The 19,179-nt window shown below is 58.0% G+C and carries 21 protein-coding genes; 18 read left to right on the forward strand and 3 right to left on the reverse strand.

Annotation, left to right across the window (positions count from 1 at the left end):
- The 4 genes from kdsA (at window position 1) to ispD (ending at window position 3,446) form a co-directional block, all read left to right on the forward strand.
- A complete protein-coding gene (kdsA, locus tag KI231_RS05985) occupies window positions 1-846 on the forward strand; it encodes a 3-deoxy-8-phosphooctulonate synthase (RefSeq protein WP_103303022.1) in 846 nt (281 codons plus the stop codon).
- 156 nt (window positions 847-1,002) lie between these two features.
- On the forward strand, window positions 1,003-2,292 hold the full coding sequence (eno, locus tag KI231_RS05990) for a phosphopyruvate hydratase (protein WP_213027702.1): 1,290 nt from the start codon (window positions 1,003-1,005) through the stop codon (window positions 2,290-2,292).
- Window positions 2,293-2,463: 171 nt separating this feature from the next.
- A complete protein-coding gene (gene ftsB / locus KI231_RS05995) occupies window positions 2,464-2,742 on the forward strand; it encodes a cell division protein FtsB (protein WP_007908838.1) in 279 nt (92 codons plus the stop codon).
- Window positions 2,739-3,446 carry a 2-C-methyl-D-erythritol 4-phosphate cytidylyltransferase gene (gene ispD, locus KI231_RS06000; protein ID WP_213027703.1) on the forward strand — a complete coding sequence of 236 codons (708 nt, stop codon included), beginning with the start codon at window positions 2,739-2,741 and terminating at the stop codon, window positions 3,444-3,446. The genes ftsB and ispD overlap by 4 nt, the downstream gene beginning before the upstream one ends.
- Window positions 3,447-3,563: 117 nt before the next feature.
- Here the strand turns inward: ispD and KI231_RS06005 are convergent, their stop codons facing one another.
- A complete protein-coding gene (locus tag KI231_RS06005) occupies window positions 3,564-4,460 on the reverse strand; it encodes a LysR family transcriptional regulator (protein ID WP_103303020.1) in 897 nt (298 codons plus the stop codon).
- 116 nt (window positions 4,461-4,576) lie between these two features.
- On the opposite strand from KI231_RS06005, the gene KI231_RS06010 reads away from it, so the two are divergent.
- The 8 genes from KI231_RS06010 to rpoS all read left to right on the forward strand — a co-directional run bounded on the left by KI231_RS06010 (window position 4,577) and on the right by rpoS (window position 11,786).
- Entirely contained in the window at window positions 4,577-5,689 is a 1,113-nt protein-coding gene (locus tag KI231_RS06010; protein WP_007908835.1) for an S-(hydroxymethyl)glutathione dehydrogenase/class III alcohol dehydrogenase, read from the forward strand.
- Between the two features lie 65 nt (window positions 5,690-5,754).
- Window positions 5,755-6,600, forward strand: a complete 846-nt coding sequence (gene fghA / locus KI231_RS06015) for an S-formylglutathione hydrolase (protein WP_213027704.1) — start codon at window positions 5,755-5,757, stop codon at window positions 6,598-6,600.
- Window positions 6,601-6,643: 43 nt separating this feature from the next.
- Window positions 6,644-7,117 (forward strand): 2-C-methyl-D-erythritol 2,4-cyclodiphosphate synthase, encoded by a 474-nt coding sequence (ispF, locus tag KI231_RS06020; protein ID WP_020795989.1) that lies wholly within the window; start codon window positions 6,644-6,646, stop codon window positions 7,115-7,117.
- Window positions 7,114-8,172 (forward strand): tRNA pseudouridine(13) synthase TruD, encoded by a 1,059-nt coding sequence (gene truD, locus KI231_RS06025; protein WP_213027705.1) that lies wholly within the window; start codon window positions 7,114-7,116, stop codon window positions 8,170-8,172. The genes ispF and truD overlap by 4 nt, the downstream gene beginning before the upstream one ends.
- On the forward strand, window positions 8,160-8,909 hold the full coding sequence (surE, locus tag KI231_RS06030) for a 5'/3'-nucleotidase SurE (protein ID WP_103303015.1): 750 nt from the start codon (window positions 8,160-8,162) through the stop codon (window positions 8,907-8,909). Before truD ends, surE begins: the two co-directional genes overlap by 13 nt.
- A 41-nt stretch (window positions 8,910-8,950) precedes the next feature.
- Window positions 8,951-9,586 (forward strand): protein-L-isoaspartate(D-aspartate) O-methyltransferase, encoded by a 636-nt coding sequence (locus KI231_RS06035; RefSeq protein WP_169841266.1) that lies wholly within the window; start codon window positions 8,951-8,953, stop codon window positions 9,584-9,586.
- A gap of 213 nt (window positions 9,587-9,799) precedes the next feature.
- On the forward strand, window positions 9,800-10,669 hold the full coding sequence (locus KI231_RS06040; protein WP_213027706.1) for a peptidoglycan DD-metalloendopeptidase family protein: 870 nt from the start codon (window positions 9,800-9,802) through the stop codon (window positions 10,667-10,669).
- Window positions 10,670-10,775: 106 nt separating this feature from the next.
- Complete coding sequence (rpoS, locus tag KI231_RS06045; RefSeq protein ID WP_008081736.1) at window positions 10,776-11,786, forward strand: RNA polymerase sigma factor RpoS; 1,011 nt, start codon at window positions 10,776-10,778, stop codon at window positions 11,784-11,786.
- A 598-nt stretch (window positions 11,787-12,384) separates the two neighbouring features.
- Here the strand turns inward: rpoS and fdxA are convergent.
- Both fdxA and mutS read right to left on the reverse strand, forming a co-directional pair.
- On the reverse strand, window positions 12,385-12,708 hold the full coding sequence (gene fdxA, locus KI231_RS06050) for a ferredoxin FdxA (RefSeq protein ID WP_007908827.1): 324 nt from the start codon (window positions 12,706-12,708) through the stop codon (window positions 12,385-12,387).
- Between the two features lie 163 nt (window positions 12,709-12,871).
- Window positions 12,872-15,454 carry a DNA mismatch repair protein MutS gene (mutS, locus tag KI231_RS06055; protein ID WP_213027707.1) on the reverse strand — a complete coding sequence of 861 codons (2,583 nt, stop codon included), beginning with the start codon at window positions 15,452-15,454 and terminating at the stop codon, window positions 12,872-12,874.
- 199 nt (window positions 15,455-15,653) lie between these two features.
- Here mutS and KI231_RS06060 point away from each other — a divergent pair, with 199 nt between their 5' ends.
- From KI231_RS06060 to KI231_RS06085, 6 genes are all read left to right on the forward strand, one after another.
- A complete protein-coding gene (locus KI231_RS06060) occupies window positions 15,654-16,397 on the forward strand; it encodes a LexA family transcriptional regulator (protein WP_213027708.1) in 744 nt (247 codons plus the stop codon).
- A 149-nt stretch (window positions 16,398-16,546) separates the two neighbouring features.
- Window positions 16,547-16,735, forward strand: coding sequence for a hypothetical protein (locus tag KI231_RS06065; RefSeq protein ID WP_141233098.1), 189 nt, complete (start codon window positions 16,547-16,549; stop codon window positions 16,733-16,735).
- 220 nt (window positions 16,736-16,955) lie between these two features.
- A complete protein-coding gene (locus KI231_RS06070; RefSeq protein ID WP_213027709.1) occupies window positions 16,956-17,381 on the forward strand; it encodes a tail fiber assembly protein in 426 nt (141 codons plus the stop codon).
- A 255-nt stretch (window positions 17,382-17,636) separates the two neighbouring features.
- Window positions 17,637-17,975: a phage holin family protein gene (locus tag KI231_RS06075; RefSeq protein ID WP_103303010.1), complete on the forward strand. Its 339-nt coding sequence runs from the start codon at window positions 17,637-17,639 to the stop codon at window positions 17,973-17,975.
- A 69-nt stretch (window positions 17,976-18,044) separates the two neighbouring features.
- Window positions 18,045-18,566, forward strand: a complete 522-nt coding sequence (locus tag KI231_RS06080) for a hypothetical protein (RefSeq protein WP_213027710.1) — start codon at window positions 18,045-18,047, stop codon at window positions 18,564-18,566.
- Between the two features lie 3 nt (window positions 18,567-18,569).
- A complete protein-coding gene (locus tag KI231_RS06085; RefSeq protein WP_213027711.1) occupies window positions 18,570-19,178 on the forward strand; it encodes a phage baseplate assembly protein V in 609 nt (202 codons plus the stop codon).
- Window position 19,179: the final 1 nt, after the last annotated feature.

Genomic DNA, 19,179 nt, shown 5'->3' on the forward strand with positions numbered 1-19,179 from the left:
ATGGCACAGAAGATCATCCGCGTCGGCGACATCGAGATTGCCAACGACAAACCCATGGTGCTGTTCGGCGGCATGAACGTGCTGGAAAGCCGTGACATGGCCATGCAGGTTTGCGAAGAGTACGTGAAGGTCACCGAAAAACTCGGCATCCCTTACGTGTTCAAGGCCAGTTTCGACAAGGCCAACCGGTCTTCTGTGGCCTCTTATCGCGGTCCTGGCCTGGAAGAGGGCATGCGCATCTTCCAGGACATCAAACAAGCCTTCGGCGTGCCGATCATCACCGACGTCCACGAGCCTGAACAGGCAGCGGTCGTCGCTGAGGTCTGCGACATCATCCAGCTGCCGGCCTTCCTGTCGCGTCAGACCGATCTGGTCGTCGCGATGGCCAAGACCAATGCAGTGATCAACATCAAGAAAGCCCAGTTCCTCGCGCCTCAGGAAATGAAACACATCCTGAACAAGTGCGTGGAAGCGGGTAACGATCAATTGATCCTCTGCGAGCGTGGCTCGAGCTTCGGCTACAACAACCTCGTGGTCGACATGCTCGGCTTCGGCATCATGAAGCAGTTCGAGTACCCGGTATTCTTCGACGTGACCCACGCGCTGCAAATGCCGGGCGGTCGTGCCGACTCTGCCGGCGGTCGCCGTGCACAGGTTCTGGATCTGGCGAAGGCCGGTATGAGCCAGTCGCTGGCGGGTCTGTTTCTCGAAGCGCATCCGGATCCGGACAACGCCAAATGCGACGGCCCTTGCGCCTTGCGTCTGGACAAACTGGAGCCATTCCTGGCCCAGCTCAAAGCTTTGGACGAACTGGTTAAGAGTTTTCCGACGGTAGAAACCGCGTAACACTCATTTCTCCGGTAAAGTACCGCACGATTTGTCGCACATGCCCTCGGGCATGTGCGTTGTCGTCTGCAAGCTGCCCGCTGCACACCACTTGCCGACGGTAAAAAGATTTCCTCTAGCTGCGTCGTTTTCGTCAACTTTGGAGTGTTTACAACAATGGCAAAAATCGTCGACATCAAAGGTCGTGAAGTTCTCGACTCCCGTGGCAATCCCACCGTGGAAGCGGACGTGCTTCTCGACAACGGCATCATCGGCAGCGCTTGCGCGCCGTCCGGTGCATCCACTGGCTCGCGTGAAGCGCTCGAGCTGCGTGATGGCGACAAGAGCCGTTATCTGGGCAAGGGCGTGCTCAAAGCGGTAGCCAACATCAACGGTCCGATCCGCGATCTGCTGCTGGGTACTGACCCAAGCGACCAGAAAGCCCTGGATCACGCGATGATCAAGCTCGACGGTACTGAAAACAAAGCGACCCTGGGCGCCAACGCGATCCTCGCCGTGTCCCTGGCTGCGGCCAAGGCTGCTGCGCAGGATCAGGATCTGCCGCTGTACGCACACATCGCCAACCTCAACGGCACGCCGGGTGGTTACTCGATGCCGGTGCCGATGATGAACATCATCAACGGTGGCGAGCACGCCGATAACAACGTCGACATCCAGGAATTCATGGTGCAGCCGGTTGGCGCCAAGTCTTTCTCGGAAGGTCTGCGCATGGGCACCGAGATTTTCCATCACCTCAAAGCTGTGCTGAAGGCCCGTGGCTTGAGCACCGCCGTTGGCGACGAAGGCGGTTTCGCACCGAACCTGGCGTCCAACGAAGACGCGCTGAAAGTGATCTCGGAAGCTGTGGCCAACGCCGGTTACAAGCTGGGCACCGACGTGACCCTGGCCCTGGACTGCGCGGCCAGCGAATTCTACGAAGACGGCAAGTACAACCTGTCCGGCGAAGGTCAGGTGTTTACCGCGGAAGGTTTCGCTGACTACCTGAAAGGCCTGACCGAACGTTATCCGATCATTTCGATCGAAGACGGTCTGGACGAGTCCGACTGGGCTGGCTGGAAGATCCTCACCGACAAGATCGGCGAGAAGGTTCAACTGGTAGGCGACGACCTGTTCGTGACCAACACCAAGATCCTGAAAGAAGGCATCGATAAAAAGATCGCCAACTCGATCCTGATCAAGTTCAACCAGATCGGCACCCTGACCGAAACCCTGGAAGCCATCCAGATGGCCAAGGCTGCCGGTTACACCGCAGTGATCTCGCACCGTTCGGGCGAAACCGAAGATTCGACCATTGCCGACCTGGCTGTGGGCACCTCGGCTGGCCAGATCAAGACGGGTTCGCTGTGCCGTTCCGACCGCGTTTCCAAGTACAACCAACTGCTGCGTATCGAAGAGCAGTTGAATGGCAAAGCCAAGTACAACGGTCGCAGCGAATTCCGCGGTTAAGCGGAAACTGATAAAAGGACACCGGATTGTGTCGAAAAAGTCGTGACAGCGATGGATTTGCCACTAATCTGATGCCTTAACAGCACAAGCCTGGGTCTTCCAGGCTTCGTGCTATCAGATGCTTCAAAGTTTTGGCGTGGCTGTCTTTTTTCACTGGATACCTGATATTCGATGCGCAGTCCTTACTGGTTGTTTCTCGTTTTGCTCTTGCTGCTGGCCGGTCTGCAGTACCGCCTGTGGGTGGGCAATGGCAGTCTGGCGCAAGTTGCCGAGCTGAATCAGCAGATTGCTGATCAACATGCCGAGAACGAAGGTTTGCTGGAGCGCAACCGGGTGATGGACGCTGAAGTCAGCGAGCTGAAAAAAGGCATGGAGACCGTTGAAGAACGGGCTCGTCACGAGTTGGGCATGGTCAAGGACGGTGAAACCCTTTACCAGTTGGCCCAATGATCAATTCCCTGCCGGCCTTCTGGGCCGTGATTCCTGCCGCGGGCGTCGGTGCCCGAATGGCCGCGGACCGTCCCAAGCAATACCTGAAACTGGGCGGACGCACAATTCTCGAACACAGCCTTGGCTGTTTCCTTGATCACCCAAGCCTCAAGGGTTTGGTGGTCAGTCTTGCGGTTGATGATCCTTACTGGCCGAATCTGGCCTGCGTCAGCGATCCGCGTATTCAGCGCGTTGAGGGCGGGGCCGAGCGCTCCGGCTCGGTGCTCAATGCCTTGCTGCATTTGCATGCGCAAGGTGCTGATGATGAGGATTGGGTGCTCGTGCACGATGCGGCACGACCGAATCTGAGTCGCGAAGATCTCGACAAATTACTGGATGAACTGGCGGATGATCCGGTGGGCGGTTTGCTGGCGGTACCTGCGCGCGACACGTTGAAGCGGGTCGACAAGCACGGTCGGGTAGTTGAGACCGTGGATCGCAGCGTGATCTGGCAGGCGTATACGCCGCAGATGTTTCGCCTCGGTGCGTTGCATCGGGCATTGGCCGATAGTCTGGTGGCGGATGCGGTGATTACCGATGAAGCTTCGGCGATGGAGTGGGCAGGACTGGCGCCGCGTCTGATTGAAGGGCGGGCGGATAACCTCAAGGTCACCCGACCGGAAGATCTCGAATGGTTGCGTCAGCGTTGGACTAAGCGCCACTGAATTTCTGTGGTGCCTGTTGAATCGCCATCGCGAGCAGGCTCACTCCTGCATTTTGAAATGCGTTCCTCTGTAGGAGCGAGCCTGCTCGCGATAGCGCATTTACGGGCAACGCAACACTCATTCCTGATACTCCGGCTGCTCAGCCAACCCCACCTTCAAATAATCCACCAGTTTGCGCACCTTTGGCGACAAATGCCGTTGCTGCGGATACAGCGCCCACACTGCGGTATTCGGCGGCTGATGCGTCTCCAGCAACGAAATCAACGCACCACTGTGCAGATGCTCCAGCACGTAATAGTCCGGCAACTGACACAACCCGACGCCTTGCAGCGCCGCATCCAGCACCGCTTGCCCACTGTTGCAGCGCCAGTTTCCCTGCACGCGCTGGGAAAATTCCCGCCCGTTTTGCTCCAGTTGCCATATGTCCGAGCTACCAATCAGACAATTGTGGCGGCTCAGTTCCGACAAACTGTGTGGGCGGCCGTACCGTTCGAGGTAGGACGGTGACGCACACAGGTACATGCGCCTTGGCGCCAGGCGCGTCGCGACCAATCGCGAATCCTGCAGGCGTCCCAACCGGATCGCCAGATCCAGTCCTTCGTGTACCAGGTCGAGTTGGCGATTGCTCAATTCAATATCGATGCGCAGTTGTGGGTAGAGCCCCATGAACCGCGTTACCAGCGGCACGATAAAACGTTCACCGTAGGCAACGGCACAGGTCATGCGCAGCATGCCCTTCGGTTCGCTGGTCAGGTCGCCGACTGCGCGCAAAGCCTCTTCACGACCATCCTGCAAGCGCTGGCAATGTTGCAGGAAAGTCTGTCCAGCTTCGGTCAGCGTCACCCGTCGGGTGCTGCGATACAGCAGTCGCGTCTGCAAACGCTCTTCCAGTCGTACGATTTGTCGACTGATGTGCGAGGAAGAAACCCCAAGACGTTCGGCAGCGGCGGTGAATTGGCTGCATTCGGCGACGGCGACGAACTCGTCAATACCTTCCCAACGGTTTTCGGACATCAGGATTATCCCTGTGTGGCAATAATGTTTTGCTTTTGTCCGGATTATTCATCGTCAGGCCATGTATTACACTCCTTGTCTGCTTTTTTATTCAATGGATTCACTGGAGAGTCAGCATGATCAAGTCGCGCGCCGCCGTTGCCTTCGAGGCCAAGAAGCCGCTGGAAATCGTAGAAGTCGATGTCGCCATGCCCAAGGCCGGTGAAGTGCTGCTGCGTGTGGTGGCTTCCGGGGTCTGCCACACTGACGCCTACACCTTGTCCGGCGCTGACCCGGAAGGCATCTTCCCGTCGATCCTTGGCCACGAAGGTGGCGCAATCGTTGAAGCCATCGGCGAAGGTGTGACTTCGGTTGCCGTCGGCGATCACGTGATTCCGCTGTACACCCCGGAATGCGGCCAGTGCAAATTCTGTAAGTCGGGCAAGACCAACCTGTGTCAGGCGATTCGCGCGACCCAGGGCAAAGGTTTAATGCCGGATGGCACTTCGCGTTTTTCCTACAAAGGCGAGACGATTTTCCACTACATGGGTACGTCGACCTTCTCGGAATACACCGTATTGCCGGAAATCTCCGTCGCCAAAATCTCCAAGGATGCACCGCTGGAAAAGGTCTGTCTGCTCGGCTGTGGCGTCACCACCGGTATCGGTGCCGTGCTCAACACTGCCAAAGTCAAGCCGGGTGACACCGTGGCGATCTTCGGTTTGGGCGGTATCGGCCTGTCTGCAGTGATCGGCGCAGTGAAGGCCAAGGCTGCGCGCATCATCGCCATCGATATCAACCCGGCAAAGTTCGAAATCGCTAAACAATTGGGTGCCACCGACTGCGTGAACCCGAAAGATTTTGATCGTCCGATCCAGGAAGTGATCGTCGACATGACCGATGGCGGCGTCGACTTCTCCTTCGAATGCATCGGCAACGTGCAACTGATGCGCGCAGCGCTTGAGTGCTGCCACAAAGGCTGGGGCGAGTCGGTGATCATCGGCGTGGCCGGTGCCGGCCAGGAAATCGCTACCCGTCCGTTCCAGTTGGTCACCGGTCGCGTCTGGCGCGGTTCTGCGTTCGGCGGCGTGCGTGGTCGTACCGAGTTGCCAAGCTATGTCGACATGGCCCAGAGCGGTGAAATTCCGCTGGATACCTTCATCACCCACACCATGGGCCTGGAAGACATCAACAAGGCGTTCGACCTGATGCACGAAGGCAAGAGCATTCGTACCGTTATTCATTTCTGATCAATCGTGGCGACATGGCCGCAAGTCTCGAAGGCTTGCTGCCGTGACTGCGTAGGAGTCTTTACATGAGTCTGGAAAATATCTCCTGTCAGAAGAGTTTCGGCGGCTGGCACAAACGCTATCGCCATCGCTCCGATGTGCTCGGTTGTGACATGGTATTTGCCGTGTACCTGCCGCCGCAGGCAGAGCAGGGCGGCAAGTTGCCGGTGCTGTACTGGCTGTCGGGTCTGACCTGTACTGATGAGAACTTCATGCAGAAGGCTGGCGCGATGCGCATGGCTGCCGAGCTCGGTTTGATCATCGTCGCACCGGACACCAGCCCGCGTGGCCCTGATGTGCCGGGTGATCCTGACAATGCCTGGGATTTTGGTCTCGGCGCGGGGTTTTATCTGAATGCCACGCAGGAACCCTGGTCCCGTCACTATCGGATGCATGACTATGTCGTGCAGGAATTGCCTTCACTGGTTGAAGCGCATTTCCCGGCGTCCGATAAGCGCAGTATCAGCGGCCACTCCATGGGCGGCCACGGTGCGTTGATTTGTGCGTTGCGTAATCCGGGGCGTTACCAATCGGTGTCGGCGTTTTCACCGATCAACAATCCAATGGATTGCCCGTGGGGCCAAAAGGCTTTTTCCCGTTACCTGGGCGAAGACCGTTCGAAGTGGAAAGAATGGGATGCCTGCGCGTTGATTGCTGAAGCTTCTGAGAAACTGCCACTGCTGGTCGATCAAGGTGATCGCGACGACTTCCTCGCCAACCAGCTCAAGCCAGAAGCGCTGCAACAAGCGGCCAAACAGGCAGGCCATCCACTGACGCTGCGCCTGCAACCGGGCTACGACCACAGCTATTTCTTCATCTCAAGCTTCATTGACGACCACTTGCAGCATCACGCACGCGCCCTTCGGGATTAATGCAGGTAGAATCACGCCCTGACAAAAATCGGGGCGTTTTTTTATGCGTATTGGCCACGGCTATGATGTGCACCGTTTCGCTGAAGGCGATTTCATTACTCTGGGCGGCGTGCGCATTGCACACGGCTTCGGGCTGCTCGCTCATTCCGACGGTGACGTCCTGCTGCACGCCTTGAGCGATGCCTTGCTCGGCGCGGCGGCGCTGGGCGATATCGGCAAACACTTCCCGGACACCGACCCGCAATTCAAAGGCGCCGACAGCCGCGCACTGCTGCGTCATGTGGTCGCGCTGATCCATGCCAAAGGCTGGAAAGTCGGCAACGTCGACAACACCATCGTTGCCCAGGCGCCGAAAATGGCTCCGCATATCGAATCGATGCGCGCGCTGATCGCGGCGGATCTTCAAGTTGAGTTGGATCAAGTGAACGTGAAAGCTACCACCACCGAAAAGCTTGGCTTTGTCGGTCGCGAAGAAGGCATCGCCGTGCACTCCGTTGCCTTGTTGCTGCGCGCATGAACGAACTGCAATTGCTCGGCCCGCGTGCCTATGGCGAATCCCTGGGCAGCGCCGTACTGAAAGCGGTCGCTGAAGATTTTCAGGTCGATGAAGTGCTCGATATCCCGTTCAGCGGCGATGGCGAACATCTGTGGATCTGGGTGGAAAAGCGTGGCCTGAACACCGAAGAGGCAGCGCGGCGTATCGCCAAGGCTGCGGGCGTGCCGTTGCGTACCGTCAGCTATGCCGGCCTCAAGGATCGCCAGGCGTTGACCCGTCAGTGGTTCAGCGTGCAACTGCCAGGCAAGGCTGACCCCGATCTGACGGCAGCGGAAAATGACACGCTGAAGATCCTCAAGACCACCCGCCACAAACGCAAGTTGCAACGCGGTGCGCATTCGGCCAACGGTTTCACGTTGCGCCTGACTCAGTTTGCCGGCGACAAAGCTGCCATTGAAGAGCGTCTGCAACTGATCGCCAAACAAGGCATTCCCAATTATTTCGGCGCCCAGCGTTTCGGCCATGACGGCGGCAACGTCGTTGATGCGCGTTCGTGGGCGGCGCGCAAAGCCTTGCCGGAGCAGCGCAATGTGCGTTCGCGCCTGCTCTCGACCGCGCGCAGTTTCCTGTTCAATCAGGTGCTCGCGGCGCGGGTCGCCGATGGCACCTGGCAAAAGGCACAAGTCGGCGATCTGCTCGCATTCACTGATAGCCGCAGTTTTTTCCCGGCCGGTGAAGCCGAGTGCAGCGACCCACGCCTGGCGATTCTCGATCTGCACCCGACCGGGCCGCAGTGGGGCGAAGGTGACTCGCCCGCCGCTGGCGCTGTCCATGATCTGGAGCAGGGGATTGCCGCCCGTGAAGCGGAGCTGCGTGATTGGTTGATTCACGCCGGCATGAGCCACGAACGTCGCATCCTGCGGCTGCCCATTGGCGGGTTGACGTGGCATTATCCCCAGCCTGACATTCTGCAACTGGAATTCGTCCTCCCGGCCGGATGCTTCGCCACTGTATTGGTGCGCGAACTCGTTGATCTGGTGCCGGTGGGGCAGACGGACAGCCCATGCGTATTCTGATTTCTAACGACGATGGGGTAACCGCACCCGGTCTCGCCGCGCTTTATGCTGCGCTGGCGGATTACACCGAGTGCGTGGTTATCGCCCCGGAGCAGGACAAAAGCGGCGCCAGCAGTTCGCTGACGCTCGACCGTCCGTTGCACCCGCAATATCTGGCCAACGGCTTCATCAGCCTCAATGGCACACCGACCGATTGCGTACACCTGGGCCTCAATGGTTTGCTGGAGCGCGAGCCGGACATGGTGGTTTCCGGCATCAACCTCGGCGCCAACCTTGGCGATGACGTGCTGTATTCCGGGACAGTAGCGGCAGCCCTTGAAGGGCGTTTTCTTGAGCTTCCGTCGTTCGCTTTTTCGCTGGCCTCACGCCAGGTGGATAACTTGCCGACGGCGGCTTACTTTGCGCGCAAACTGGTCGAGGCCCATGCCGGGCTGGATTTGCCGCCGCGCACGGTGCTCAACGTGAACATTCCCAATTTGCCGCTCGACCATATTCGCGGCATTCAGCTGACCCGGCTGGGGCATCGCGCCCGGGCGGCAGCGCCGATGAAAGTGGTTGACCCGCGTGGCAAGGCCGGTTACTGGATTGCTGCCGCCGGCGATGCCGAAGACGGCGGCCCGGGGACCGACTTTCATGCGGTGATGCAGGGCTATGTCTCGATCACCCCGTTGCAGCTTGATCGCACCTTCAACGATGCCTTCAGAAGTCTCGACGGCTGGCTGGAGGGACTGCGCTGATGGCCCGTGAACACGAAGACAGAATGCGCAGCGGCATCGGCATGACGTCCCAGCGCACCCGCGAGCGTTTGATTCAGCGCCTGTATGAAGAAGGCCTGTCCAACGCCAAGGTGCTGGAAGTGATTCGCCGCACGCCGCGTCACCTGTTCGTCGACGAAGCGCTGGCGCACCGTGCGTATGAAGACACGGCCCTGCCGATCGGCCATAACCAGACCATCTCTCAGCCTTATATGGTGGCGCGCATGAGCGAGCTGCTGCTTGAGGCCGGTCCATTGGACAAGGTGTTGGAAATCGGCACAGGCTCCGGTTACCAGACGGCCGTTTTGTCGCAACTGGTGGAGCGGGTGTTCTCGGTTGAACGCATCAAGGTCTTGCAGGATCGGGCCAAGGAGCGTCTGGTCGAACTCAATCTGCGCAACGTGGTGTTCCGTTGGGGCGATGGCTGGGAAGGCTGGCCGGCGCTGGCGCCGTACAACGGCATCATCGTCACCGCCGTCGCCACCGATGTGCCGCAAGCCTTGCTTGATCAACTGGCCCCGGGCGGGCGCATGGTGATCCCGGTGGGTTCGGGGGAAGTGCAGCAGCTGATGCTGATCGTGCGCGAAGAACACGGCTTTTCCCGACACGTTCTGGGCGCTGTTCGCTTCGTGCCTTTGCTCAACGGGCCACTGGCCTGAGCATTTCTTCAAAGGCGCTGAATTCCTTTCGTTCGCCTCGGTCTTACTCCGGCAGCGATGGTTTAAACGCAACAGATTGTCGGCTTGCAAACGTGTGCGCGAAGCGATTTCGCTTCATTAAAGGTAAAGCCGATTCGGCCCGTTATACTTGCGACACCTCATGCCGAAATGCGGCATTCCGAATTTTTTCAGCCACCACAAAGGGAGCGGCGGGTGAGTCTCACAGTCATTGCGCAGCGTATGGGTAACACGAGCTTTCAGCGCCTGGTGACTGGCCTTGTCTTGAGCACCTTGCTGGTGGGCTGCTCCAGCACCAAATCGAGCAACGTCCGGGTAGTCGATCGCAACAGTGCGGCAGCCCAACGTCCTGCCGTCACGACCGGGCAGTATGTAGTCCGTCCGGGCGATACGATGTTTTCCATCGCATTTCGCTACGGCTGGGACTACAAAGCCCTCGCGGCCCGGAACAATATTCCTACGCCGTATACGATCCACCCGGGTCAGACAATTCGCTTCGATGGCCGCACCGGATCAACGTCGACAGCGGTGGTGAGCAACGCCAGTTCTTCACCTTCGTCGTCGAGTAAAACAACGGTAATCCGACGCCAGGCAAATGGCACGACAACCACGACAACCACTGGTTCTGCGGGCGCAGCACCGTCCGTCGCTAACAAGCAAGCGCCAGCTCCACTGCCTCCACCCGGCCCGGCCCCGACCGGCTGGGGATGGCCATCTAATGGCATTCTTATTGGAAAATTCTCTTCAAACGGTAGTTTGAATAAAGGAATTGATATCGCCGGGGATTTGGGACAGCCTGTTTTAGCTGCGTCTGATGGGACGGTGGTATACGCCGGGAGTGGCTTAAGGGGCTACGGCGAATTAGTCATCATCAAACACAGCGAAACCTACGTCAGTGCTTACGGTCACAACCGTCGGCTGTTGGTTCGGGAGGGACAGCAGGTCAAGGTCGGACAGACAATTGCCGAAATGGGGTCAACGGGTACAGACCGGGTGAAACTGCATTTTGAGATTCGCCGCCAAGGTAAACCTGTAGATCCGCTGCAGTTCCTGCCAAGACGTTGATTTGTAAGCCAGCCTGTTCCGTCTCGTAGAGGGGACAGGCTCCAGCGCTGCCAAGGATAAAGGCGTCGCTTGAGCTTGGGGTCGAACTCACCAAAGGACTATAACAATGGCTCTCAGTAAAGAAGTGCCGGAGTTTGACATCGACGATGAGGTTCTCCTTATGGAGGCCGGCATCGATTCGGAATCTTCGATGTCGAATGATGAAGGGGCTGCTCCACCTTCCGTTCGTTCCAAATCCAAACACTCCGCTTCACTTAAACAACATAAGTACATCGACTACACGCGTGCACTTGATGCCACGCAGTTGTATCTCAACGAAATCGGCTTTTCCCCACTGCTCTCCCCGGAGGAAGAAGTTCATTTTGCGCGTTTGTCGCAAAGTGGCGATCCCGCCGGACGCAAGCGCATGATTGAAAGTAACCTGCGGCTGGTGGTCAAAATCGCCCGGCGTTACGTCAATCGGGGGCTGTCGCTGCTGGATCTGATCGAAGAGGGCAACCTCGGCTTGATCCGTGCGGTGGAAAAGTTCGATCCCGAGCGCGGCTTCCGCTTCTCGACCTACGCAACCTGGTGGATTCGTCAGACCATCGAGCGTGCAATCATGAATCAGACCCGGACCATCCGGTTGCCGATCCATGTGGTCAAGGAGCTCAACGTGTACCTGCGGGCTGCACGGGAGCTGACGCAAAAGCTCGACCACGAACCTTCACCCGAAGAAATCGCCAACCTGCTGGAAAAACCGGTGGGCGAGGTCAAGCGCATGCTGGGCCTGAATGAACGGGTTTCTTCGGTCGACGTCTCGCTGGGTCCGGATTCGGATAAAACCCTGCTGGACACCCTGACGGATGATCGTCCTACCGATCCATGCGAACTGCTGCAGGACGACGATCTGTCGCAGAGCATCGATCAATGGCTGTCCGAATTGACCGACAAGCAGCGTGAGGTGGTGATACGTCGCTTCGGCCTGCGCGGTCACGAGAGCAGCACGCTGGAAGATGTAGGCCTGGAGATCGGCCTGACCCGGGAACGGGTAAGACAGATCCAGGTGGAAGGCCTCAAGCGCCTACGGGAAATTCTCGAGAAGAATGGCCTGTCGAGCGAGTCGCTGTTTCAGTAGGCGCCTCCAACGCCCGCAAAAGCCCCGACTGGTTCGGGGCTTTTTGTTGCTCGCTATTTAGTGGCTCAACGATACGCCTGTGGCGAGGGAGCTTGCTCCCGCTGGGCTGCGCAGCAGCCCCAAACGCACTCAAGCGGGAGCAAGCTCCCTCGCCACACGTTTAGTGCTCGACTTTCGATCGGTGTCAGTACCTTTGTAGTCTCGAGATGTAAGCCTTTACTTACTCTTTCGTAAGTGTTCGTTATTTTTACAATGCGGTAGACGTCCATTCGCCACTTTCATCATATTTAACTTATTGATTTACTTATTTATTTTCTAATATGAAGTGCTTATGACAGCGCCTCAAAGCGTATTCGGCCCGTTGCTCCTGGCGGGGAACTCTTTAGTATCAGGGCTGTGTCGACGGACAGACACGCCCTTCAAGGATGAGGGGAATGGACATCGCAGGACGCGATTCATCAGGACGATGAAAAGGAACACAGGGAATAGGGAAAAAATGTGGGCGGGTCAAACCGCCCCTTTTTTTTGTCTGTAGAAAAGCAAAATGCAGAAAAACAAAAAAGGCCCCGAAGGGCCTTTTTATCGAACGCGCAACAAATCAGCGTTCGAGGTCTTTGATCTTGCCTTTGACGCCATCCCACTCTTCAGCGTCCGGCAGCGATTCTTTCTTCTCGGTGATGTTTGGCCAGATCTCGGCCAACTCAACGTTCAGTTGAATGAACTCCTGCATCTCTTCCGGAACTTCGTCCTCGGAGAAAATGGCCACGGCCGGGCATTCCGGCTCGCACAGGGCGCAGTCGATGCACTCATCCGGGTGAATCACCAGGAAGTTCGGGCCTTCGTAAAAGCAGTCCACCGGACAGACTTCTACGCAGTCGGTGTACTTGCACTTGATGCAGTTGTCGGTGACGACGAAGGTCATTTCTAATTTTCTCCTCAGGCGGCGGCAGCGTTGCCCCTTCACGGTTGGGGTCGCCAGGTTCGGGAGCGATGTCTGCTGGCCAGGCTATTAGCCAGCAGCATCCCAAACCGCGCGAGATTCTAACAGCTTGAAGCCGTTTGCGTTATATCCGGTTCTTTAGTGCTTAGATCCGGTTCTTGAGTGCATATAACAATTCGAGCGCACGACGTGGCGTCAGATCATCGACATCCAGTTTGGCCAGCTCATCCAGCACCGGGTGTGGCAGGCTCGCAAACATGTCGCTTTGCTGCGGAGCGAGCGGTTTGCCTTTGGCGGCAGGCTTCGGCGCCTCATGCGGCAATGCGGTGTCTTCCAGACGGCTCAAGTGCTCACGTGCACGCACAATGACTTCACTCGGCACGCCGGCCAGTTGCGCCACCGCCAGGCCGTAGCTCTGACTGGCCGGCCCTGGCAACACGTGGTGCAGGAAGACGATGCGTTCATTGTGTTCGGTGGCATTGAGATGCACGTTGGCCACCAACGGTTCGGCTTCCGGCAATACGGTGAGTTCGAAGTAGTGCGTAGCAAATAGAGTATAGGCACGCAGATGCGCCAGACGCTCGGCGGCGGCCCAGGCCAGCGACAGGCCGTCGAAGGTGCTGGTGCCGCGACCGACCTCGTCCATCAACACCAGGCTGCGTTCAGTAGCGTTATGCAGGATGTTGGCGGTTTCGCTCATTTCCACCATGAAGGTCGAACGGCCACCGGCCAGGTCATCGCTGGAGCCGATCCGGGTGAAAATCCGGTCCACCAGTGACAGTTCGCAACTGGCTGCCGGTACGAAGCTGCCGATGTGCGCCAGCAACACGATCAATGCAGTCTGACGCATGTAGGTGGATTTACCGCCCATGTTCGGACCGGTAATCACCAGCATCCGAGTGTCGTCGTCGAGGCTCAGGTCGTTCGCCACGAACGGCGTGGTCAGGACTTGCTCGACCACCGGGTGACGACCCTGCGTGATGCGCATGCACGGCTCGCTGACGAAACGCGGGCAGTTCAGGTCAAGATTCAGCGCACGTTCGGCGAGGTTGCTCAGCACGTCCAGTTCGGCCAGAGCGCCAGCGGTGTCCTGCAACGGCGGCAACTGGCTGATCAGATCTTCCAGCAGTGCTTCGTAGAGCATCTTCTCGCGGGCGAGGGCACGGCTCTTGGCCGACAGCGCCTTGTCTTCGAATTCTTTCAGTTCCGGCGTAATGAAACGCTCGGCGCCTTTCAGCGTCTGGCGCCGGATGTAGTCTGCCGGGGCCGACTCTGCCTGCTTGCTCGGCAGTTCGATGAAGTAGCCATGAATGCGGTTGTAACCGACTTTCAAGTGGGACAGGCCGGTACGAGCCTTCTCCCGGGCTTCCAGATCGATCAGGAATTGACCGGCGTTTTCGCTCAGCGATTGCAACTCGTCAAGTTCACTGTCGTAACCGGTTTTCAGCACGCCGCCGTCACGGATCACCGCTGGCGGGTTGTCGATGATGGCTTTTTCCAGCAACGCCGCCAGTTCCGGGTAGGTGCTGGTGGTTGTGGCGAGACGTTGCAGGTGCGGCGCTTCCAGGTCAGTCATCGCCACTTGCAGTTCGGGCAGCGCGCCGAGGGCGTCACGCAGGCGAGCGAGGTCACGCGGGCGCGCATTGCGCAAGCCGATCCGCGCGAGAATCCGCTCGATGTCGCCAATTTCCTTGAGCTGCGGTTGCAGCTTTTCAAAGCGGTAACCGTCGAGCAGGCAAGTGATCGACGTCTGCCGCGCCAGCAACACCGTCAGGTCGCGCAGCGGACGGTTCAGCCAACGGGTCAGCAGACGGCTACCCATCGCGGTCTGGCAGCGATCAACTACCGATTGCAGGGTGTTATCGCGGCCACCGGCCAGGTTGGTATCGAGCTCCAGGTTGCGCCGGCTCGCGCCGTCGAGCACCACGGTGTCGTCGAGACGTTCGTGACGCAGGCTGCGCAAATGGGGCAGGGCGGTGCGCTGGGTTTCTTTCGCGTAGGCCAGCAGGCAACCGGCAGCGCCGATGGCCAGAGTCAGGGTTTCGCAGCCGAAGCCTTTGAGATCCTGAGTGGAGAATTGTTGGCAGAGGCTCTTCAACGCCGAGTCGCGCTCGAAGTCCCACGGTGCACGGCGACGCACGCCACGGCGTTTTTCTGCCGGCAGATCTTTCGGCCAGTCATCCGGGATCAACAATTCCACTGGATTGACCCGCTCCAGTTCTGCCAGCAGGTTCTCCCAGCCTTTGATCTCGAGCACGGTGAAGTTGCCGCTGGTGATGTCGAGCACCGCCAGACCAAACAGACGTTCATCACCCAGCACCGCAGCGATCAGGTTGTCGCGACGCTCATCCAGCAGCGCTTCATCACTGACCGTGCCCGGCGTGATGATCCGCACTACCTGACGTTCCACCGGGCCTTTACTGGTAGCCGGGTCACCGACCTGTTCGCAGATCACCACCGATTCGCCGAGCTTGACCAGCTTCGCCAGGTAACCTTCCGCCGCATGGTAAGGAATCCCACACATCGGAATCGCCTGCCCCGCCGACTGCCCGCGCGCGGTCAGGGTGATGTCGAGCAACTTGGCGGCCTTCTTCGCGTCTTCGTAGAAGATCTCGTAGAAGTCGCCCATGCGATAGAACATCAGCTGATCCGGGTGCTGGTTCTTCAGGCGCCAGTACTGCTGCATCATCGGAGTGTGGGAGGACAGGTCGGAGACGGCTTTATTCATCGGATTGTCAGGTAACTCGTTAAAAGATGTAGGGCAAAAGCGAGGACTACAGCCCGGCTTTTCCGCGATGGGCGCAAGGTTACCATGGGCAGTCGGCCCGACGCAGGCATGACGGCTCACTGACACTTTTCAGCCAAATTGTGATTTATGCACGAAATATGCAAATCAGCATTTGTCTTCGCGAAAAACTTCAAGCACTATGCGCGTTATGCAAAAACGCAACGTATCCTCCGTCTTAAGAGCACTGCTCGACCAGCACGGGATCTCCCCCACGGAGCTCCACCGTCGCACCGGCGTGCCTCAATCCACTCTCTCGCGAATTCTCAGCGGGAAGATCGTCGATCCTTCGGATAAACACATCTCGAAGATCGCCGAGTACTTCAATGTAAGCACCGATCAGTTGCGCGGGCGCGCGGATGTTGCGCCGTCGGCCGTTGCCGCGCGTGATGACGTACACGCGGAACTCAAGGACATAATGCTGTGGGACGACGACACCCCTGTCGATGACGACGAGGTGTCGGTGCCGTTTCTTCGCGAGGTTGAATTGGCAGCAGGATCAGGAAGATTCGTCATCGAAGAGAGCGAGCGCTCTAGTCTGCGCTTCGGCAAGCGCAGCCTGCGTCATAACGGTGTGCAGTTCGATCAGGCCAAGTGCGTGACCGTGCGCGGCAACAGCATGTTGCCGGTACTGCGTGACGGCGCCACGGTTGGCGTGAACGCAGGCAAGTGCGGGATCGGCGACATCATTGACGGTGATCTGTACGCGATCAACCACAATGGTCAGTTGCGGGTGAAGCAACTCTATCGCCTGCCTACCGGCATCCGTCTGCGCAGCTTCAATCGTGATGAGCATCCGGACGAGGACTACAGCTTCCAGGAAATCCAGGAAGAGCAGATCGTCATCCTTGGCCACGTCTTCTGGTGGGGCATGTACGCCCGTTAACCACGCCCCTTTCGAATAGAACCCGCCCATTGGCGGGTTTTTTTTCGCCCGTGAAAAACCCTCTACGCCTTGATTTATGCGGCCTTCATGCGCTCATGCATTTCTCGCGCATAAATAAATGCATTTACGCATTGACTGGATATGCATACATGCATATTATTGCCACCAAGCCGCTCGACAAAGCGGCTGGAAACGAAAGCTCTTTAGTTCCACAAGAACAGGCAGCGATGAACCGGCCTCAACGGTTCAGAGGGTTGGCAACTGACCCGGGTGTGCAGCGTAAAGCACCAGAAGCAGTTATCCGGCGGGCAGGGACCGCGGTCGGAAAAACAATTTGAATGGACTCGTACCGCGCCAGTAGCGCCGAACAGTCAGCTTCCTTCTTGAACACAGGATTTGAAGGAAGGCGAAGGAGCGCATTACTGAAAAGCCCGGCGTTCAAACACCGGGCTTTTTGGAATGCCTACCTGTCGTAATTGGCGTTTTCCCCAGTCGCGGTTAACGCAAGGTTGGCAGATGAAAACAACATTTAATGAAACTTCGTAGCAAGGAAATATGATGAATCGATACGTATTTATTGACGCTTACAGCCCACCTTTCACCCGTGCGGTACAAATTGTGGATGCAGAGGAATCGCCGCAATTTACCCCACCAGGGCCATCTGGTTATTGGGTCCAGGTCTCTATCGACACTCCGGTTCAAGTGGGCTGGAAGGGTAATTACGTTGGCAATGGCTGGGTGTTCACTGAGCTGACCTATGAAGATAACGTCGTTGTCCTTGATATTCGAGTGCGCCAACTACTGACTCAGGCCGCTAGTTGGCTGACGGTCAATCCTCTGCAGTACAAACTCGACCTGGGTGTTGCCAGCAGTTCCGAGACCGAACTGCTGCTTGCCTATAAGCAGTACTGCGTCGCAATCAGTGACATTAAAGACCAAGCTGGTTATCCCTATACAATCAACTGGCCAGTTGCTCCCTTCTAATCCACCACTTTGGTAAACCCGATATCGGGATTGCATCATGCAATGGCGCGGCTTTTTAGCCGCGTCTGCAAAGTTGTGCTCAGTCAGACGATCGAAGAACGGGCAAATACTAAAGCTGTCTTTGCTTTCAGCGGCAAGATCGGTGTCGTCATGATTTTAATGTGTATTCCTCCGGGCATTCCTGTAATGCCCGCTTTCAGAGATGTCGTTTGAACGGACATAAAAAGCGAATAACTCACTCCCAGGAGGCGTGACATGACAAACGAGCAACAAGCGTTGGCGGACATGCCGATCTGGCTGGTCATCCTCCTTGCCATCGTCGGCGGGGTGTCTGGCGAAATGTGGCGCGCTGACAAGGAGGGCGCTCGCGGCTGGCCGCTTTTGCGCCGTCTCGCGCTGCGCTCCGGCGCCTGCATGATCTGCGGCGTCTCGGCGATCATGCTGTTGTATGCCGCCGGCATGTCGATCTGGGCCGCCGGAGCATTCGGTTGCCTGACCGCCATGGCCGGTGCCGACGTGGCCATCGGTCTGTATGAACGCTGGGCCGCCAAGCGCATCGGCGTCTGCGAAGTCCCGCCGCGCGACCAGCCTTGACCTTGACTGTTTCCATGCCGCCATTTTGGCGGCAGGGCTTCGCGTGGACGATTGAAAAGGAGGTCATGTATGCCCACACCGATCCAGCAGCCGTCGCAACTGTTCACAGCCATCGCGACGACACTGCGCAACACTGCCGGACTCAACCTCAACGTCGGCAATCACGATGATTTTACGCAACCGGGCGATCAGGCCTGGGTGTTGATCGACTTCGACCGGAATGGATCTGGAATGCGCGCCGCTGATGGGCGAATTGCTCATGTCATGACGGTGTCGTTGCAAGTCGTCCCGGCGCTTAACGCCACGGCATTTGCAGCGTGCGATCTGATCGCCGTGCTGAAGAACCTGATCACCGACAACCGCTGGAACTTGCCCGGCGATCAATGCGATCTACCGATGAACATTGATGGTTTGCCATCATTGCTCATCCGCACCGAGCAGTCATACAAAACCTGGACGTTGTCATTCAACCAGACCCTCTACCTCGGCCCGACCTTGCTCGACGACCCGCTGGGTACGCCGAAATTTGCCCGCACCTGGGAAGTCAGCAACATCGACGACCCCGACCAATACACCGCGCTGGAGGCCTGACCGATGTTCGACGCAATACTGCGCATGCAGCTAGGCCCGATCATCGAACGGCTGGCCGAAATGGAAGCGGAAATCGAAGACCTGCACCGCCGCGCCGAAAGCTTTTGCCGGATCGGCATCTGCCAATCGGTCGATGCCGCCAGCAACACGTGTCAGGTGAGCCACGGTGGATTGCTGACGCCGGCCATCAAGTTTTTCAACCCGAGTGCAGGCGCACAGAGCGAGTCGCGCATCCCGTCCGTGGGCGAGCAATGTCTGCTACTCAATTACGGCAGTGGCGAAAGCGGCGCACAAAGCGTGGCGTTGTTCGGCTTGAACAGTGATCGCTTTCCGCCAACCTCGACGGTACCGACGCTGACCCGTCGAGTGCATCAGGACGGCAGCGAAAGCGGCTACGACGATGCCGCGCATACCTTGCATTGGCAAAACGGTCCGGCGACGTTCAACGGTTCTCGCGAATCGTTGCAACTGAGCATCGGCCCGGCACAACTGGCGATGACCCCACAGGCAATCAACCTGCAACTGGGCGCCGTCGGCCTGACCATCGACGCTTCGGGCGTGCACTTCAGCGGCCCTTTGGTCGATCACCAGGGCCGCGTCATCAGCCCCTGAT

It is taken from the genome of Pseudomonas sp. Seg1, assembly GCF_018326005.1.
Lineage (GTDB): Bacteria > Pseudomonadota > Gammaproteobacteria > Pseudomonadales > Pseudomonadaceae > Aquipseudomonas.

Excerpts from the sequence above, each read along its gene's own strand:
- kdsA (WP_103303022.1), top strand. The coding sequence starts at position 1 with ATGGCACAGAAGATCATCCGCGTCGGCGACATCGAGATTGCCAACGAC.
- eno (WP_213027702.1), top strand. The coding sequence starts at position 1,003 with ATGGCAAAAATCGTCGACATCAAAGGTCGTGAAGTTCTCGACTCCCGT.
- ftsB (WP_007908838.1), top strand. The coding sequence starts at position 2,464 with ATGCGCAGTCCTTACTGGTTGTTTCTCGTTTTGCTCTTGCTGCTGGCC.
- ispD (WP_213027703.1), top strand. The coding sequence starts at position 2,739 with ATGATCAATTCCCTGCCGGCCTTCTGGGCCGTGATTCCTGCCGCGGGC.
- KI231_RS06005 (WP_103303020.1), bottom strand. The coding sequence starts at position 4,460 with ATGTCCGAAAACCGTTGGGAAGGTATTGACGAGTTCGTCGCCGTCGCC.
- KI231_RS06010 (WP_007908835.1), top strand. The coding sequence starts at position 4,577 with ATGATCAAGTCGCGCGCCGCCGTTGCCTTCGAGGCCAAGAAGCCGCTG.
- fghA (WP_213027704.1), top strand. The coding sequence starts at position 5,755 with ATGAGTCTGGAAAATATCTCCTGTCAGAAGAGTTTCGGCGGCTGGCAC.
- ispF (WP_020795989.1), top strand. The coding sequence starts at position 6,644 with ATGCGTATTGGCCACGGCTATGATGTGCACCGTTTCGCTGAAGGCGAT.
- truD (WP_213027705.1), top strand. The coding sequence starts at position 7,114 with ATGAACGAACTGCAATTGCTCGGCCCGCGTGCCTATGGCGAATCCCTG.
- surE (WP_103303015.1), top strand. The coding sequence starts at position 8,160 with ATGCGTATTCTGATTTCTAACGACGATGGGGTAACCGCACCCGGTCTC.
- KI231_RS06035 (WP_169841266.1), top strand. The coding sequence starts at position 8,951 with ATGACGTCCCAGCGCACCCGCGAGCGTTTGATTCAGCGCCTGTATGAA.
- rpoS (WP_008081736.1), top strand. The coding sequence starts at position 10,776 with ATGGCTCTCAGTAAAGAAGTGCCGGAGTTTGACATCGACGATGAGGTT.
- fdxA (WP_007908827.1), bottom strand. The coding sequence starts at position 12,708 with ATGACCTTCGTCGTCACCGACAACTGCATCAAGTGCAAGTACACCGAC.
- mutS (WP_213027707.1), bottom strand. The coding sequence starts at position 15,454 with ATGAATAAAGCCGTCTCCGACCTGTCCTCCCACACTCCGATGATGCAG.
- KI231_RS06060 (WP_213027708.1), top strand. The coding sequence starts at position 15,654 with ATGCGCGTTATGCAAAAACGCAACGTATCCTCCGTCTTAAGAGCACTG.
- KI231_RS06065 (WP_141233098.1), top strand. The coding sequence starts at position 16,547 with ATGCATATTATTGCCACCAAGCCGCTCGACAAAGCGGCTGGAAACGAA.
- KI231_RS06070 (WP_213027709.1), top strand. The coding sequence starts at position 16,956 with ATGAATCGATACGTATTTATTGACGCTTACAGCCCACCTTTCACCCGT.
- KI231_RS06075 (WP_103303010.1), top strand. The coding sequence starts at position 17,637 with ATGACAAACGAGCAACAAGCGTTGGCGGACATGCCGATCTGGCTGGTC.
- KI231_RS06080 (WP_213027710.1), top strand. The coding sequence starts at position 18,045 with ATGCCCACACCGATCCAGCAGCCGTCGCAACTGTTCACAGCCATCGCG.
- KI231_RS06085 (WP_213027711.1), top strand. The coding sequence starts at position 18,570 with ATGTTCGACGCAATACTGCGCATGCAGCTAGGCCCGATCATCGAACGG.